10 protein-coding genes are annotated in these 15,515 nt (G+C 63.2%); 3 read left to right on the top strand and 7 right to left on the bottom strand.

Features of this window, described 5'->3' with window-relative positions; translation table 11 throughout:
• The 6 genes from V8P77_RS14895 to V8P77_RS14870 form a co-directional block, all read right to left on the bottom strand.
• The gene (locus V8P77_RS14895; RefSeq protein ID WP_335913138.1) at nucleotides 1–888 is read right to left on the bottom strand and encodes a transglutaminase family protein; all 888 of its coding nucleotides are present in this window, start codon (nucleotides 886–888) and stop codon (nucleotides 1–3) included.
• Nucleotides 885–3,302, bottom strand: a complete 2,418-nt coding sequence (locus V8P77_RS14890; RefSeq protein ID WP_335913137.1) for a circularly permuted type 2 ATP-grasp protein — start codon at nucleotides 3,300–3,302, stop codon at nucleotides 885–887. The genes V8P77_RS14895 and V8P77_RS14890 overlap by 4 nt, the downstream gene beginning before the upstream one ends.
• A 26-nt stretch (nucleotides 3,303–3,328) precedes the next feature.
• Entirely contained in the window at nucleotides 3,329–6,655 is a 3,327-nt protein-coding gene (locus V8P77_RS14885; protein ID WP_335913136.1) for a transglutaminase family protein, read from the bottom strand.
• 102 nt (nucleotides 6,656–6,757) lie between these two features.
• Nucleotides 6,758–8,140, bottom strand: coding sequence for a sensor histidine kinase (locus tag V8P77_RS14880; RefSeq protein WP_335913135.1), 1,383 nt, complete (start codon nucleotides 8,138–8,140; stop codon nucleotides 6,758–6,760).
• Complete coding sequence (locus tag V8P77_RS14875) at nucleotides 8,137–8,814, bottom strand: response regulator (protein WP_025396025.1); 678 nt, start codon at nucleotides 8,812–8,814, stop codon at nucleotides 8,137–8,139. The genes V8P77_RS14880 and V8P77_RS14875 overlap by 4 nt, the downstream gene beginning before the upstream one ends.
• Before the next feature lie 198 nt (nucleotides 8,815–9,012).
• On the bottom strand, nucleotides 9,013–10,881 hold the full coding sequence (locus V8P77_RS14870) for a TPR end-of-group domain-containing protein (protein ID WP_335913134.1): 1,869 nt from the start codon (nucleotides 10,879–10,881) through the stop codon (nucleotides 9,013–9,015).
• 346 nt (nucleotides 10,882–11,227) lie between these two features.
• On the opposite strand from V8P77_RS14870, the gene V8P77_RS14865 reads away from it, so the two are divergent.
• The 3 genes from V8P77_RS14865 to V8P77_RS14855 all read left to right on the top strand — a co-directional run bounded on the left by V8P77_RS14865 (nucleotide 11,228) and on the right by V8P77_RS14855 (nucleotide 14,331).
• On the top strand, nucleotides 11,228–12,301 hold the full coding sequence (locus V8P77_RS14865; protein ID WP_335913133.1) for a MerR family transcriptional regulator: 1,074 nt from the start codon (nucleotides 11,228–11,230) through the stop codon (nucleotides 12,299–12,301).
• 50 nt (nucleotides 12,302–12,351) lie between these two features.
• On the top strand, nucleotides 12,352–13,221 hold the full coding sequence (locus V8P77_RS14860; RefSeq protein ID WP_335913132.1) for an ornithine carbamoyltransferase: 870 nt from the start codon (nucleotides 12,352–12,354) through the stop codon (nucleotides 13,219–13,221).
• 63 nt (nucleotides 13,222–13,284) lie between these two features.
• Nucleotides 13,285–14,331, top strand: coding sequence for an ABC transporter substrate-binding protein (locus V8P77_RS14855; RefSeq protein ID WP_025396022.1), 1,047 nt, complete (start codon nucleotides 13,285–13,287; stop codon nucleotides 14,329–14,331).
• 163 nt (nucleotides 14,332–14,494) lie between these two features.
• Here the strand turns inward: V8P77_RS14855 and V8P77_RS14850 are convergent, their stop codons facing one another.
• Nucleotides 14,495–15,340, bottom strand: coding sequence for a class I SAM-dependent methyltransferase (locus V8P77_RS14850; protein WP_335913131.1), 846 nt, complete (start codon nucleotides 15,338–15,340; stop codon nucleotides 14,495–14,497).
• Between the last annotated feature and the right edge of the window lie 175 nt (nucleotides 15,341–15,515).

Genomic DNA, 15,515 nt, shown 5'->3' with positions numbered 1-15,515 from the left:
TTATTTCAGCGGAACGACGTCGACCGCCTGGACGGCGCGTTGGCCGCCATAGCTTTTCAATACGCCGATGACGGGAACGACGTCGGAATAGTCCCGGCCATAGGCGACGACGATGTGGTCCGTGCCGGCGGGGATGTCGTTGGTCGGGTCGAGCTCAATCCAGCCGTTCGTCTCACCGCACCAGATCCTGACCCAGGCATGCATGGCGTCCGCGCCTTCCAGCCGTTCCTTGCCGGGCGGCGGGATCGTGCGCAGGAAACCGGAGACGTAGCCGGCCGGAATGCCGAGGCTTCTAAGCGCTAGGATCATCACATGGGTGAAATCCTGGCAGACGCCGCGCTTCAATCTGAACGCCTCGATCGGTGTCGTGTCCACCGTCGTCGCGTCGGGGTCGTAGGTGAAATCCTTGTTGATGCGGGTACAGAGCGCATGGGCGATCTGCAGCGCCGTCAGATCAGGCATGGCGCAGTTTCGCGCATAGTCGGCGATCTCGCGGGCTTGGGTGAGGCGCGGACTGTCACCGAGGAAATGGTGCGGCGAATCCGGCGCCAGCGACCACATGCCTGATATCTCTTCCGGTAGGTCGGCAAGCAGCGGCGAGAAATCGGCGGCGATCGGCTGGCTCTCCACCTGCACCCGGGCCTGCATGCGAATGTCGAGCGTCTCGTGCGGCGAGCGCAGCAGGAAGGAGGTGGCGGGATGATGGAAGAAATCGACGAAATGCGATTGCTCGTCCGGCGAGGGCGAGATGGTGATCGAGCCGGCGACCAGCCGCTGGCGGTTGGCCAGCGACAGCGGCATCAGGCGCATGATGTGGCGGGCGCCGGAGGCCGGCGCGTCGTAGCTGTAACCCATGTGGAGGGAGAGATCGTAGAGCACGGCCATCACCCGAGATAGGTCTGGGCGAGCAGATCGGAGAGCTGCTCCAACTCGCGTTCCAGTCGCTGATAGACCTCGACGCCCATACCCTCCGGCGTCATCACCGCCAGGCCGGAATGGAGCCGCATCGCCTCGCGGTAGAAGGGCGACATCTGGCCGTTGATCATGGCATTCGGCAGTTGTTCAACCTCGTGATGGATCTCGTTCACCTGGAAGAGGACCGAACGCGGGTTGAGCGGGTCGAGCGCCAAGAGGTCGGTGACAGTCAGCCGCGCGGTGTTGACGTTATAGCGGCGGCGATGAGTCATGACGCTGTCGCCGATCTCCAGCAGCATGTCGAGCGCGCCGTCTGGCGCTTCCGGGCCCGACATGTGGCCGAGCAGGCGCGTCATGTGCAGGCCGCGTTCGATATAACGGCCGAGCGAAAGGAACCGCCAGCCGGTGAAGCGGTACATGTTTTCATGCATGAGACCGGCAAAGCCTGCAAGCTTCCGCAAGAGGATCGTCATCGCGTGGCTGGCGTCGTCGCCGGCAGCGACGGTGACGTGGAAGCGGCGGGCGGTCTTGGCGAGATCGTTGAGCGCCAGCCAGCCGTCCGGCGAGAAACGGTCGCGGATGTTGCTGGCCGAATAAACGGCGCTGTCGATGTTGCGCAGCAGCGTTTCGGGCACGGCGTCGGTGGTATCGATATCGACGGCGGCAAGATAATCGGAGACGTCGGCGAGCAGTGGCTGACTCGGATCGGCGGCTTCGGCGAAACGGGCATGCCAGGCGCGCAGGATGCGCAGCGCCCCTTCGGCGCGCTCGATGTAGCGGCCGAGCCAGAACAGGTTGTCGGCCGCCCGGCTCGGCAGGCTGCCCGGCATGTTGCGGGTGAAGCTGCCTTCAGCGGGCAGCAGCGTGTGGCGCTCGACCGGTTTGTCGCTGACGATCCAGACATCGGCGGCGGCACCACCGGACTGCATGGCGATCGCCGCGACATCGGCGCCGGAGCCGATGCGGGCAAAACCGCCGGGCATGATCTGCCAGCCGTTTGCGGTGCGCGCGGCGAAGACGCGCAGCGACATCGGTCGCGGCACGAGCTTGCCGTCCACCCAGGCAGGTGTGGTCGATAGCGTGACGACTTCCTGGCCGACGAGCTTCGGGCCGTCGGAACTCAGCCAGTCGGTGATCGAATCCTTGGCAGCCGCACGCAGCGATGAGCCGAGCACGGATTCGCCGTTATCGTCGAAGAAGGGAGCGCGGGAATAGGCCGGGCCGATTACCATCTTTTCGATGTTTTTTGCCACGTGCTCGCGCTCTTCCTCCTGACCGCACCACCAGGTAGCGATAGAGGGCAATTGCAGATCCTCGCCAAGCAGATGGTGACAGATGGTCGGCATGAAGGCGAGAAGCGCCCGGGTTTCAAGAATGCCGGTGCCGAGCGCATTGACGATGGTGAGGCTTTCGGCGCGCAGCGCTTCCACGAGGCCGGGCGTGCCGATATGCGAATTCTGGTTCAACTCCAGCGGGTCGGCAAAAGCCGAATCGAGACGGCGCCAGAGCACGCCGATCGGCTTCAAGCCGGCGACGGTGCGCACCATGACACGGCCCTTGACGACGGTCAGATCCTCGCCCTCGAGCAGCATGAAGCCGAGATAGCGGGCGATATAGGCGTGTTCGTAGTAGGTCTCGTTGGCGGGGCCAGGTGTCAGCACCGCGATGCGGTCATCGCCCGAATGTTTCATGCCCTGTAGCGCGTCGCGGAAGGCGCCGAAGAAGGAGGCGAGGCGATGGACCGGGGTTTCGGCATAGATATCCGAGAAGGCACGGGTCGTCGCGACGCGGCTTTCCAGCGCGAAACCAGCGCCTGAGGGAGCCTGCGTCCTGTCGGCCAGCACCCACCAGTTGCCGTCAGGCCCGCGGCCGATCTCGAAGGCGCAGAAATGCAGATAATGGCCGGATGCCGGCTTGACGCCGGCGAGCGGGCGCTGGAATTCGGGATTGGCCGCGATCAGTGCCGGCGGCAGGAAACCTTCCTCCACCAGCCGGTTGTCGCCGTAGATATCGGCGATGATTGCTTCCAGCAGGTCGGCGCGCTGAACGAGGCCCGCCGACAGCGTCTGCCATTCGCGCTCGTCGATCAGCACCGGGATATGCGAGATCGGCCAGGCTCGCTCCCCGGTGCCCTTGCTGCCATAGGCGCGATAGAAGACGCCGGCATCACGGAGATAGCGGTCGGCGCGGGCGAAGCGCTCGGCGAGATCCCTTTCCGGCATTGCGCTCAGATGCGAGAGGAAATTCTGCCAGACAGGGCGGACGGCGCCGTCGTTGTCGACCATCTCATCGGCGGTATCGGGAAGCGGTGCATAGCCGAAGGCCGCATTCTTGGCGATGCGGTCCTCTGCCTCTTCCCTGCGCTCCACTGCCGGCTTCTTGCCCATCAAAACTTAAGCCTCAACCCTCGGTCTCAAACCCCGGCGGGCCGCCTCAGATCCAGCGTCAGCGGGAATTCCGGCGAACCCGTCTCGACGCGCGGAATGTATCCGCCCGCCGTATGCCCCCACGGCTCGAAGCGGGTGAGTCGTCTTGCTTCCGCCTCGTTGCCGTTGACAGGGAAAGTGTCATAGGTCCGGCCACCCGGATGGGCAACATGATAGATGCAGCCGCCGATCGAACGCTTCGACCATGTATCATAAATGTCGAAAGTCAAAGGCGTGTTGATCGGCAGGACGGGATGCAGACCGGAGGACGGTTGCCACGCCTTGTAACGGACGCCGGCGACCGACACGCCGGCGGTGCCGGTCGGCGTCAGCGGCAGGGTGCGGCCATTGCAGGTGACGGTGTAACGCGCGGTATTGCTGGTTTCGAGCCGCACCTGAAGGCGCTCGACGGAGCTGTCGACGTAGCGGGCGGTGCCGCCCGGCGCGCCTTCCTCGCCCATGACGTGCCATGGCTCCAGCGCCTGGCGCAGTTCCAGCTTCGAGCCCTCGTATTCGACTTCGCCGCAGAAGGGGAAGCGGAATTCGAGCTGGGCTTTGAACCATTCCGGGCTGACGTCGAAGCCGTTTTGGCGAAGGTCGGCAAGCACGTCGAGGAAGTCGGCCCAGACGAAATGCGGCAGCATGAAACGGTCGTGCAGGGTCGTGCCCCAGCGGACGAACTTGCCGTCGACCGGGTTGACCCAGAAGCGGGCGATCAGCGCGCGCACCAGCAATTGCTGGGCAAGCGACATGCGCGCATTCGGCGGCATCTCGAAGCCGCGGAACTCGATGAGGCCGAGCCGTCCGGTCGGGCCGTCGGGCGAGAACAGCTTGTCGATGCAGATCTCGGCGCGGTGGGTGTTGCCGGTGACGTCGGTCAGAAGATTGCGGAACAGGCGGTCGACGAGCCAGGGCAACGGCTGCTGACCGCGGCCGGGGGCTCCGATTTGCGCCATGGCGATCTCCAGCTCGTAGAGAGTGTCGTGGCGAGCCTCGTCGATGCGCGGCGCCTGGCTGGTCGGGCCGATGAACATGCCGGAGAAGAGGTAGGAGAGCGAGGGGTGCCGCTGCCAGTGGAGGACCACGCTCTTCAGGAGGTCGGGACGGCGCAGGAATGGGCTGTTGTTCGGATTGGCGCTGCCTACGACGACATGGTTGCCGCCGCCGGTGCCGGTATGGCGGCCGTCGATCATGAACTTGTCGGCGCCGAGCCGGGTGGCGCGCGCCTCCTCGTAGATCGCAGTGGTGATGTCGACGCAGTCCTTCCAGTTGGAGGCCGGATGGATGTTGACCTCGATGACACCGGGATCCGGGGCGACGCGGATGACGTTAATACGCTCGTCCTGCGGCGGCGGATAACCTTCGATATGGACGGGAAGCTTGAGCTCGGCGGCGGCGTTTTCGGCGGCGGCGATCAGCTCGAGATAATCCTCAATGCGCTCCACCGGCGGCATGAAGATGCAGAGCCTGCCGTCGCGCGGCTCGACCGACATGGCGGTGCGCACGGCGCCGCGGAGTTCGCCGAGCGTCTGTTCAATCCGGCCGCGATTGCTCTCGTCGGCATGGAAAGAGGCTTCCGGCATGGCCCGGCCGGCCGGAACGAAGACATCAGGCAGCGGTTCGCGCGGGATCGTCGGGTCGGCGGGGTGGATGTAGGGATAACGCGCCGGGGGAACATAGGGCAGCGTGCCGAGCGGCAGGCGGTAACCGATCGGACTGTCGCCGGGGACGAGGAAGATCTTGCCGCGGCGGGTGCGCCATTTCTCGCTGACCCAGACTCGGCTTTCCGCTGCCCTGGCATTCCATGCCTGGACCGGAAGGATATAACCGGTCGGGGTCGTGAGGCCGCGGGCGAAGACGCGGGCGATGCGGTTGCGTTCCTCGGGATCCTTCAGCTTCGAATTCGACGGATCGACGTTTTCGGGAAGGCTGCCTTCCTTGATGATCCAGTCAGCGGGATCCTCATAGGCCGGCTGCACCATATCGGGCTTGATCGCCAGCTCCTTTGCGATCGCCGTCAGGAGCTTTTCGGCATCCTCGGCTTTGACGCCGGTGTCCTTGCCTTCGGCGGCGACCAGGTCGAGGTTCTGCCAGACCGGTTTGCCGTCGCGGCGCCAGTAGAGCGAGAAGGTCCAGCGCGGCAGGCTTTCGCCCGGATACCATTTGCCCTGGCCGTAATGCAGGAAACCGCCGGGGGCGAAGCGTTCGTGCAACTTGCGGATCAGGATGTCGGCCTTTTCGCGCTTGGTCGGGCCAACCGCGGCGGTATTCCACTCCTCGGACTGGAAATCGTCGATCGAAACGAAGGTCGGTTCGCCGCCCATCGTCAGATGCACGTCCTCGGCTTCGAGGACACGGTCGACCTTCTCGCCGAGCTCGTTGAGCTCCTCCCAGCTTTCATCGGAGAAGGGTTTGGTGATGCGCGGGTGCTCGGCGACGCGCGAGACCTTCATGTCGAAGGCGAATTCGGTTTCGGCCTCGCCGAAATAACCGCCGGAGATCGGAGCGGCGTTGCGATAATGCGGCGTGGCGGCAAGCGGGATGTGGCTTTCGCCGGTCAGCAGGCCAGAAGTCGGATCGAGGCCGACCCAGCCGGCGCCAGGCAGATAGACCTCAGCCCAGGCATGCAGGTCGGTGAAATCGACTTCGGTGCCGGAAGGGCCGTCAAGCGCCTTCAGGTCCGGCGTCAGCTGGATGAGGTAGCCGGAGACGAAGCGGGCGGCGAGGCCCAGATGGCGAAGGATCTGGACGAGCAGCCAACTGGTGTCGCGGCAGGAACCCTTGGCGCTTTCCAGCGTCTCCTCCGGCGTCTGCACGCCGGTTTCCATGCGGATGACATAGCCGATCTGCCGCTGCAAGCGGGCATTCAGGCCGACGATCATATCGACTGTCGGCTGGTCGGGCGACCAGTCGAGCGTCGGCAGCAGCGCCTTGAGGCGCGGACCGGCCGGCTCCGGCGTCATGTAGATCGACAGATCCTCCTGGATCGTTTCAGGGTATCCGAAGGGCCACTTGGTTGCCTCTTCCTCGACGAAGAAGTCGAAGGGATTGTAGACCGTCATGTCGGCGACGAGATCGACCTCGATCTTGAATTCGGTCACCGGGTCCGGAAAGACGTAGCGGGCAAGGTAATTGCCATAAGGGTCTTGCTGCAGATTGACGAAATGGTTGGAGGGCGTGACCTTCAGCGAGTGGCTGAGCACCCGTGTCTTCGAATGCGAGGCAGGTTTCAGCCGGATGATCTGTGGGCCGAGGCGGATCGGCTTGTCATAGGTATAATGCGTCAGATGATAGATGCTGGCTTTGATCGACATATTTCTCTTTTTATCCGGCTCGCATCGTCGTGCGGCTTGCTGTTCCCGAAATCAGTGTGTGCAATGCAGCGAAAGAAAGCAAGGCGGAAAGGTCGACGGCTTTTACGCTGCCTTGGCAAAGGTGACTGCCGCCTTCAGGCCTTTGCCATCTGCGCCCGGCTCCAGCGTCAGGTCGGCGTTGAAAAGATTGGCGATTTCTTCGACGATCGGCAGGCCGAGGCCGGCGCCTGGCGCATCGGAATCATTGCCTCGCGAAAAACGCCGGCGCACCGCCTCCAGCTTCTCGGGCGGAATGCCGGGGCCGTTGTCCTCGACTTCGAGGCGGATCGTCTCTGACGCGGCGATGATACGGACGGTGACCTCAGCTCCCTTGCCGGCATAGGCGATGGCATTGCCGGCAAGGTTGCGCAGCATTTCGCCGATCAGCAGCGGCTCGGCGCGGACCATCGCCGGGCTCTCGCCCTCGAAGCCGAGATCGATGCCGGCGACGGCGGCTGTCGGGATCTGTTCGCCGGTGATCTCCTGAGCAATGGCGGCGAGATCGATGGCGGAGGCGGTCAACGCCTCCTTGGCGGTAGCGGCGTCAATCTTGGCCATCAGCAGAAGCTGGGCAAGGATACGCTCGGCATGCGCCACCGCCTGGTCGCCCTTCAGTGCTGCGGCCTGGGCCTCATCGAGCGAGCCGGCCCGGGCGGAAAGGGCGAGCTGGGTGCGGATGATCGCCAGCGGGGTGCGCAACTGATGGCTGGCATTGCCGGTGAAATGGCGGAGCGCATCCAGCGCCGACTGTAGTCGGACCATGAAGGAATTTACCGTATCGACCAGCGGCTCGACCTCGCTCGGCACGGTCTGCCTAATCGGATGCAGGTCATCGGGGCTGCGTTCGCCGATGGCGTCGCCGAGCTTGTAGAGCGGGCGCAGAGCCACCGTGACCGAGATCCAGACGATGACCGCCGCGCCCGCGATCATGAAGGCGAGGCGGAGTGCGGAGCGGACGAGGATCGCCTGTGCCAACTGCCGGCGGGCGATGGTGGTTTCGGCGACCGTCACCACGAAGGGCACGGAGCGGATGCCTGTCGAGGCCGAGCGCTCGAGTGTGGCGACGCGGATCGGCTCGCCGCGGAAGGTGTCGTCGGCGAAGGCGGCAGCATCGCCCGGCGTCTTCTTGAGGACCGGCAGGGACTGGTAGCCGGTGATGAATTGGCCCGGCGGGCCGTCGACGCGGTAGAAGACGCGATCCTGCGCGGCCGAGGTCAGCATCTCCAGTGCGACATAGGGGATATCGACCTGTAGCGTGCCGTCCTCGGCGACGACGACGCGCTCGGCGATCGCCAGCGCGGAACCAGCGAGCACGCGGTCGGAGACGATATTGGAGGTCTGGACCGCCTCGCGATAGGTATCGGCAAGTGCCAGCGTACCGATGACGGCGGTGGAGACGAGCAGCCAGAAGAGCAGCCGGCGCCTGAGGGAATAGGCGGCTTTCATGAGGCCTCGGGCAGCTTGTCGAGATAATAACCGATGCCGCGGGCGGTCTTGACGGTCAGGCCGTGCGGCGACAGGCGCTTACGCAGACGGCTGACATATTGCTCGATGGCGTTTGCCGAAATGTCGTCGTCGAAGGCCGTCAGCGATTGAATGATCGCCTCCTTGGCGACGACCTTGCCGGCCCGCATGAAGAGGATTTCGAGCAGGCCGAGCTCGCGGGCGGGAATATCGAGGGGGGTGGCGCCTGATGAAAAGGTGCGGGAATTGAGATCGAAGGAGATGCTGCCGAAGCCGACCGTCGCCGAGCGCAGCCCGGCCTGGCGGCGCAGCAGCACGCGCACACGGGCCTCGAATTCGGCGATATCGAAGGGCTTGATCAGATAATCGTCAGCGCCGAGATCAAGCCCCTTCACCCGCTCTTCCGGCGTGCCGCGCGCGGTCAGGATGAGGACGGCCGCCTGGTTCTGCCGGCCGCGCATGGCGCGCAGCACGTCGAGCCCGTCCATCTCCGGCAGGTTGAGGTCGAGGATCACCAGATCGAAATTTTCCGCTGCGATGACCGCATTGGCAGACGCACCGTCATGGACGACATCGACGGCATGGCCTGTGCCGCGCAAGATCGCCGACAGGCCGTCTGCCAGCGCGATATTGTCTTCGGTGAGCAGGATGCGCACGGATGTTTCCCCTGTTTTTCAAGGGAGATTACAGAGATGAAGCAGGGATGTCACAGCGATTTTCAAGCTTACAGCGCCGCGCGTCCTACAGACGCGCAAAGGACGCTGTAACACTTTGAGTCTACGCATCGTGCTTTCCGTAAATCGATTCCGATTTTCGGGCCGATGCGCCAGTGAACGGCCGGGAAAAGCTTGACCTCAGCTCCCTGTCCTTTCGATCCGCTCGCGCTGCGTCATCGCGGCGGCGAGGAGTTTCTGGAAGCGGGGATCGTCGCGGATGTTGTCGAGGTCGGAATCATTATCGAACCATTTGATGTGGTAGACGGAGCTATTCGGCAGCAGCTTCTGCAGCAGATCGATCGCTTGGTCGACGTCGCCGAGGACGGAGTAGACGCAGGCGAGATTATACTGCGCGACGATGTCATCAGGATCGATGGCGATCGCCCGGTCGGCCCAGTCGCGCGCCCTTGCCGCGTCGCCAAGATGGGCAAGCGCCAGCGCGCCGCGATGGGCGGGACCTGAATTTTCCGGATTGAGGTTGAGGGCGCGTTCGGCGCGCAGCAGGCCGAGGCGCGCCCAGTTTTCCGTATCCAGCACCCGGCCGAGCGAGCGATAGGCGGACATCAGATGGATCGGCGAGACGTAGTCATCGGAGCGGATTGCGGCGGCGCGGGTGAAATATTGCACGGATTCGGCGAAGTTGCCGTGCATGAAGAAGAACCGGGCATAGTGGAAATTCGCCTCGAAGAGGTTCGGGTCGAGCGCCAGGGCACGTTCGAAGGCCGCCGCCGCCCTATCGTCATAGCCGCTTTGATGCAAAGCGAGACCATGGGAGGCGTGGGCCTCGGGAAGGTCAGGATCGAGCTCCAGGGCGCGAGCGCTCATCTCGAGGATGCGCCTCAGCGGCACGTCATCAGGCGCCCAATCGCGGATCGCCGCGTCGCAATCGGCGATGCCGGCATAGGCGCGGGCATAGTCCGGATCGAGCTCGACCGCCTTGCAGAACATGCGCCTTGCGAGCTCCAGATAGGATTTGGTCCAGGTGTGAGAGAGCTGGCGGCCTCTGAGATAATAGGTATAGGCCTCGACATTGGCGGTCGGCTCAGTCGCGATCGCCTTCTTCTCCTCCGGCAACAGACGCACCTTCAACTGGCCGACGATCGCATGGGTGATCTCGTCCTGGATGGCGAAGATGTCGGTCATGTCGCGGTCGTAACGCTCGGCCCAGAGATGGTCGCCATTGGCGGTGTCGATCAGCTGACCGGAAATGCGCACGCGATTGCCGACGATGCGCACACTTCCCTCCAGCACGTAGCGCACGCCAAGCTCCTGGGCGAGCCGCTTCACCTTCACCGATATGCCCTTGTAGGTGAAGATCGTATTGCGTGGCACGACGTGCAGGCTGGAGATCTTGGAGAGATCGGTGATGATGTCTTCGGTAATACCGTCGGAGAAATAATCCTGGTCGGCATCGCCGCTCATATTGGTGAATGGCAGCACCGCGATGAAGCAGGTATTGCGGTTTTGCGCCACCAATCTGGCGGAGGAGGGCGGCGCCAAGCTGACGGTATAGACCTGAACGGGCTGCCGGATGTTCTTCAGCGTGTGCTCGCCGATAAATTCGAAGCCGAGATTAAGGCGCGAGCCGACCTGGTCGCGCACCGAGGCCGACACGGCGATGCCGCCCGGCGCTGCAATACGCTCAAGCCTGGCGGCGAGATTGACCCCATCTCCGAATATGTCGCCGTTCTCGACCACGACGTCGCCGAGATTGATGCCGATGCGGAATTCGACGCGCTCGTCCTTGGGCACGTTCTCGTTGCGGGCCGCCATGCTGCGCTGAATTTCGGCGGCGCAGGCGACCGCATTCACGACGCTCTGGAATTCGGCAAGGATGCCGTCGCCGGTGAGTTTGACGATCCGGCCCTTGTAGTCTGATATACGAATATCGACCAGCTCGCAGCGATGGCGGTTCAGCGCCTGCAACGTGCCGGATTCATCGATGCCCATCAGCCGGCTGTAGCCGACGACATCGGCAGCGAGAATAGCACTCAGTCGTCGTTCCATGACCCCTCCATGGATCTTTCCAGTTTAGTCTAGCTTTTTATAGAGTTTTTGTCGCGTAGAGTCGTCCCCCGAAAAAGAAATTCGGGCGGTCTCGACGTTTTGACGCGGCAGCGCGACCATATAACGTCGTCGATCTTCATCAATACTCTAAATGGGTGAAGGATCGAGCCAATCCCTAATCCTTTGTGATGAAAAGACAATTCCCGTCGGAGAAAAACGGAGTCTTCTGCTTGCCGACACTTTCTGTATCGGCATCATAAAACTGATCGCCGATCGTTTTAAGGCTTGAGCCGGACCCAGGGGCATAGCCTAGAAGACGATTCGTGAGGGAATGATGAACGAGCGAATGAACGAGAATCTCTGGCTGACGGCAGCCGAATGCGCCGAGCGAATCGGCCTGACGGTAAAAGCGCTTCGACTCTACGAGAAACGCGGGCTGATCAACCCGCGGCGAACCGGCAAGAATTGGCGGCTCTATGGAGTCGAGGACATCGCGCGGCTGAACGAGATCCTGGCGCTGAAGCGGCTTGGGCTCAGTCTGGCGAGGATCACAGAACTGCTGGCCGGCCAGGCGACCGATCTCGACCGTACGCTCGCCATGCAACAGACGCAGTTGCTCTCGCTGCGCAGCCGCGTCGAAGACAATCTCTCGCGGATCAACGCCTCGCGGCAACGGATCGCCGCCGGCGAACCCATCTCGATCAACGAACTTATCAGCATAGCCAAGGAGACCAGCATGACCGACCAATCCGCCGACGCCGTCGCCTGGCGGCGCTACGAGCAGGCGCGGCCGCGCACGGAAGGCGCGATCGCTCTTGAGATCAATGATGATTATTTGGGCGCCTACCTCTTCGAATGGGGTGGCAGTATCACGATCGCCCGGCGCGAGGGCGGGCTGACAGCGCAGGTGCTCGGACAGGAAGCCATCGATATCTATCCGGAGAAGGAAGACGAGTTCTTCTATCGCGTGGTTGCGGCGCAGATCGGCTTCCGCCGTGGGCCGGACAAGCGGGTGGACGGCCTTGTGCTGCGCCAGAACGGGTGGGAGCAAGAGGCGTTGCGGATCGATGCGGCGGAGGCGGTGAGGCTGGCCGAAGACCTGGAGAACCGGACGAAAAACAAACAGCCGGTCGACAATAGCGAAGCGCTGCTGCGCGGCCTGATCGCCCAGCATCAGAGCGGTGAGGTCGACTATGACAAGATGGTTCCCGCACTTGCCGATGCTGGGCGCGAGCAGATGTCGATGATTCGCGCGGACCTGGAGCGGGCGGGGGCGTTGCGGTCGATTTCGTTCAAGGGCGTGTCGCCGGAGGGGTGGGACGTCTATGACGTCGCCTTCGAAAATGCCGTGATGGAATGGCGATTTGCGCTTGCTGCCGATGGAAGGTTCAGCGGGATTTTCTTTCGACGATTGCCGTGAGGCCGGACCTGGTTATTGTGGCGACGGTTTCAAGCGCAACGAGAGTTGGAATGACAGGTTCGGCCCGGAATTTTCTGGAGTTTCATGACATTCCGGAGGCCGGGCTTCGGTCGATCATCGGTCGCGCCAGTGAGCTTGCCAAAGCCTGGGACAAGCGCACGATGCCGCAGAGCCTTGCGGGCAAACGCGTCGCCCTGATTGTCGATGACGGCGGTTGGCGCAATACCACCGCCTTCGATCTCGGTATCCAGGCGATGGGCGGTATCTGCGTGCATGTGCCGATCGGCTTCAATGCCAGGGAGGAAACCGGCGATCTCTCGGGTTATCTCGGCAACTGGTTCGACATGCTGGTGATCCGCACCAGGGAGTTTGCGACGTTGAAAGCGGTGGCGGCAGCCTCGCAGGTGCCTGTCATCAATGCGCGCACGCGCTACAATCATCCCTGCGAGACGCTCGGCGACCTTGCCTACATCAAGAGCCGGCGCGGCTCGATCGACGGGTTGAAGGTCGTTGGCGTGGCGGCGGACGCAAATATCCTCCGCTCCTGGGCCGAAGCGTCGATCGCATTGCCGATCGAGGTGGTGCAGGTCTATCCCGAACGCTGGCACATCAGCGACGCCGCGCTGCTCAACAGGCGCTTCCGCGTGAGCACCGATATGGGCGAGCTATCGGATGCCGACGTCGTCATCACCGATTCATGGCCGGGCGATGCCGCCTCGGACGCGCTCGCCGGGTACCGGATCGGGACCGATGTGCTCGATCGTTTGCGGGAGGATACGATCTTCCTGCCGTGCCCGCCGGTTACGCGCGGCCGGGAGGTGACGGCGGGGGCGATGGAACACCCGCTTTGCCGGAGCTGCGCCGCCAAGGCCTTTCTGCTGCATGCGCAGAATGCGCTGATGGAGTGGGTCGCTGCCTAGTCCGGCGCCCTTGCTCCTCTGGGCGCGCTCAGGCATTGTTGCGGCATGAGGAGAGTTTTCATCTTGCTGCTGGCGTTCTGGCCGGGCTTTGCGCTCGCCGATCCGGTCTTCTATCCGGCGAAGTCGGGCAATGCCGATGCGCCGGTGCTGACGGTTTATTCCTCGCTCGACGAGCCCCTGGCGCAGCCGATGATCCGGGGTTTCCAGGACGCCAATCCCGATGTTGCAGTCAAATATGAGGATATGCTGACCGGCGACATCTACGACCGGATCGTCAGGGAGACGGATGCCGGCAAGAAGACGGCGGATTTCGCCTTTTCCTCGGCGATGGACCTGCAGGTGAAGCTTTCCAACGACGGCTATGCACAGGTCAGCAACCTGCCGATGAGTGCTGCATGGCCGAAATGGGCGAACTGGCGCAACACCGCCTATGCGCTCACCTTCGAGCCGGCGGTGTTCGTCTATCACAAGCCGAGCTTTGCGGATGAGCCGGTGCCGAGTTCGCGGGCTGAATTCGTCGCCTATCTGAAGCGCAAGGGCAACCAGGTCTATGGGCGGATCGGCACCTATGACATCGAGCGTTCCGGCGTCGGCTTTCTTTTCATGGCGCGCGACCAGGAGCAGTTCGGCGACATCTGGTCGGTGATCGGGGCGATGGGGGCTGCCGGCGTCAAGCTTTATTCGACGAGTTCGGCGATCCTCGAACGCGTTGCCGACGGGCGCTTCGTGCTCGGCTACAATATTCTCGGTTCCTATGCGGCCGACTGGGCCTCACGCTATCCCGATGTCGGCATCGTGCTGCCGAAGGATTACACCGTGGTGATGTCGCGGATCGGGCTGGTGCCGCAGGCCGCTGCCGAGCCGGAGCTCGGTCGGCGTTACCTTACCTTCTTCATGTCGAGGGAAGGGCAGACGATCATGGCGCGCGAGCTGCAGATCCCGGCCGTCAGCCCCGAGGTGGCAGGGGAGAATACCGCCAATACGCTGCAGGAACTGCTCGGCGCCCAACTGCGGCCGGTGCCGGTCAGTCCCGGGCTCATGGTTTATCTCGACCAGGTGAAGCGGGCGCGGCTGATCGCGCATTGGAACGAGGTTCTGCGGACGCAGTGAAGGTCAGCTTTCAGCCAGTTTCACTCCACCAACTGGCGGTCTCGCGCTCGTTTCGTGCGCTCTGTTGCCATCGATTACGACTCCGGAATTAAACCGGAGGCCTTTGCTGCAGAGTTGGGGAGGCCGGGCCGATGATCCTGCCAGATTGAGCCCGGCAGTCGTGTTAGTGCTTCGTCACGACCACTTCGAGATATTCGGCGGGCACCACCATCGTGCCGTCCTCGGCCTGGTTGAAACGCTCGATCAGCGTTAGGAAATCACGTTCCAGCGCCGCCTTGCCCGGCTGGGGCAACGCCTCGAACGCCTTGTGCACCGGGCCGTACCAAGTGCGGAAAATTTCCAGCCAATGGGCGGGGGAGCGATAGCGGAAATTGAAGATTTTCGGCGTGACGGCAATCCGTCCGCTGCTTGCGAACATCTCTTCGAGCCTGGCGGTCGTGCCCCAGAGTGCAGGAGATTTCACGCCGGGCATGGCTGGAATGTGCTGGCCGATCGTCTTGAACACTTGGCCGATGAAGCCGTTCGGCGTCCAATTCGCCATGCCGATCCTGCCGCCTGATCTGCAGACCCGCAGCATCTCCTTCGCCGCAGTGTCTTGATCGGGGGTAAACATCACGCCGAATGTAGAAACGACGGCATCGAAAGCTCCGTCTTCGAACGGCAGCGCCTCTGCATCGGCCATCTGGAAATTTACCGGCATGCCTTCGGCGATCGCCCGTTCGCGGCCGCGCTCCAGAAGCTCGTGGACGTAATCCGTCGATGTCACCTCGGCCCAGCGCCGCGCCGCGGCCAGCGTGGCGTTGCCGTTCCCGGCCGCCACATCCAAGACTTTCTCGCCGCCGCGCAGGTCCAGCGCCTCGCAGAGGCTTTCGCCGACGATCTGCAGTCGCACGCCGATGACGGCATAATCGCCCGAGGCCCATGCGGTCTGCTGGCGCGATTTCAGGGCGGAAAGGTCGGTATTTTGGGATAGCGCGGGTTCCCGCGACGTGCTGAGGGTGGTCTGCATGGTTTCTCTCCTGGGCTTGTCGGCAAACGCAGGCAATCCGCCGTAACGTCCGCCGGGTTTTGTTGCTCTCGTTCGGTTTTGCAAAGCGGCCGGCCCGCCAATCAGCGTTGCCGCTGGTCCGCTCATGGTTCGATGGTGCCGCGAACTGGCATTTCGGCCTAGTGTAGGAAGTGTA

Origin of the sequence: Rhizobium aouanii (genome assembly GCF_037002925.1) — a bacterium.
GTDB lineage: Bacteria > Pseudomonadota > Alphaproteobacteria > Rhizobiales > Rhizobiaceae > Rhizobium > Rhizobium aouanii.
Note: the sequence above shows the minus strand (reverse complement) of the source record. Positions and strands in the feature narration are given on the sequence as shown.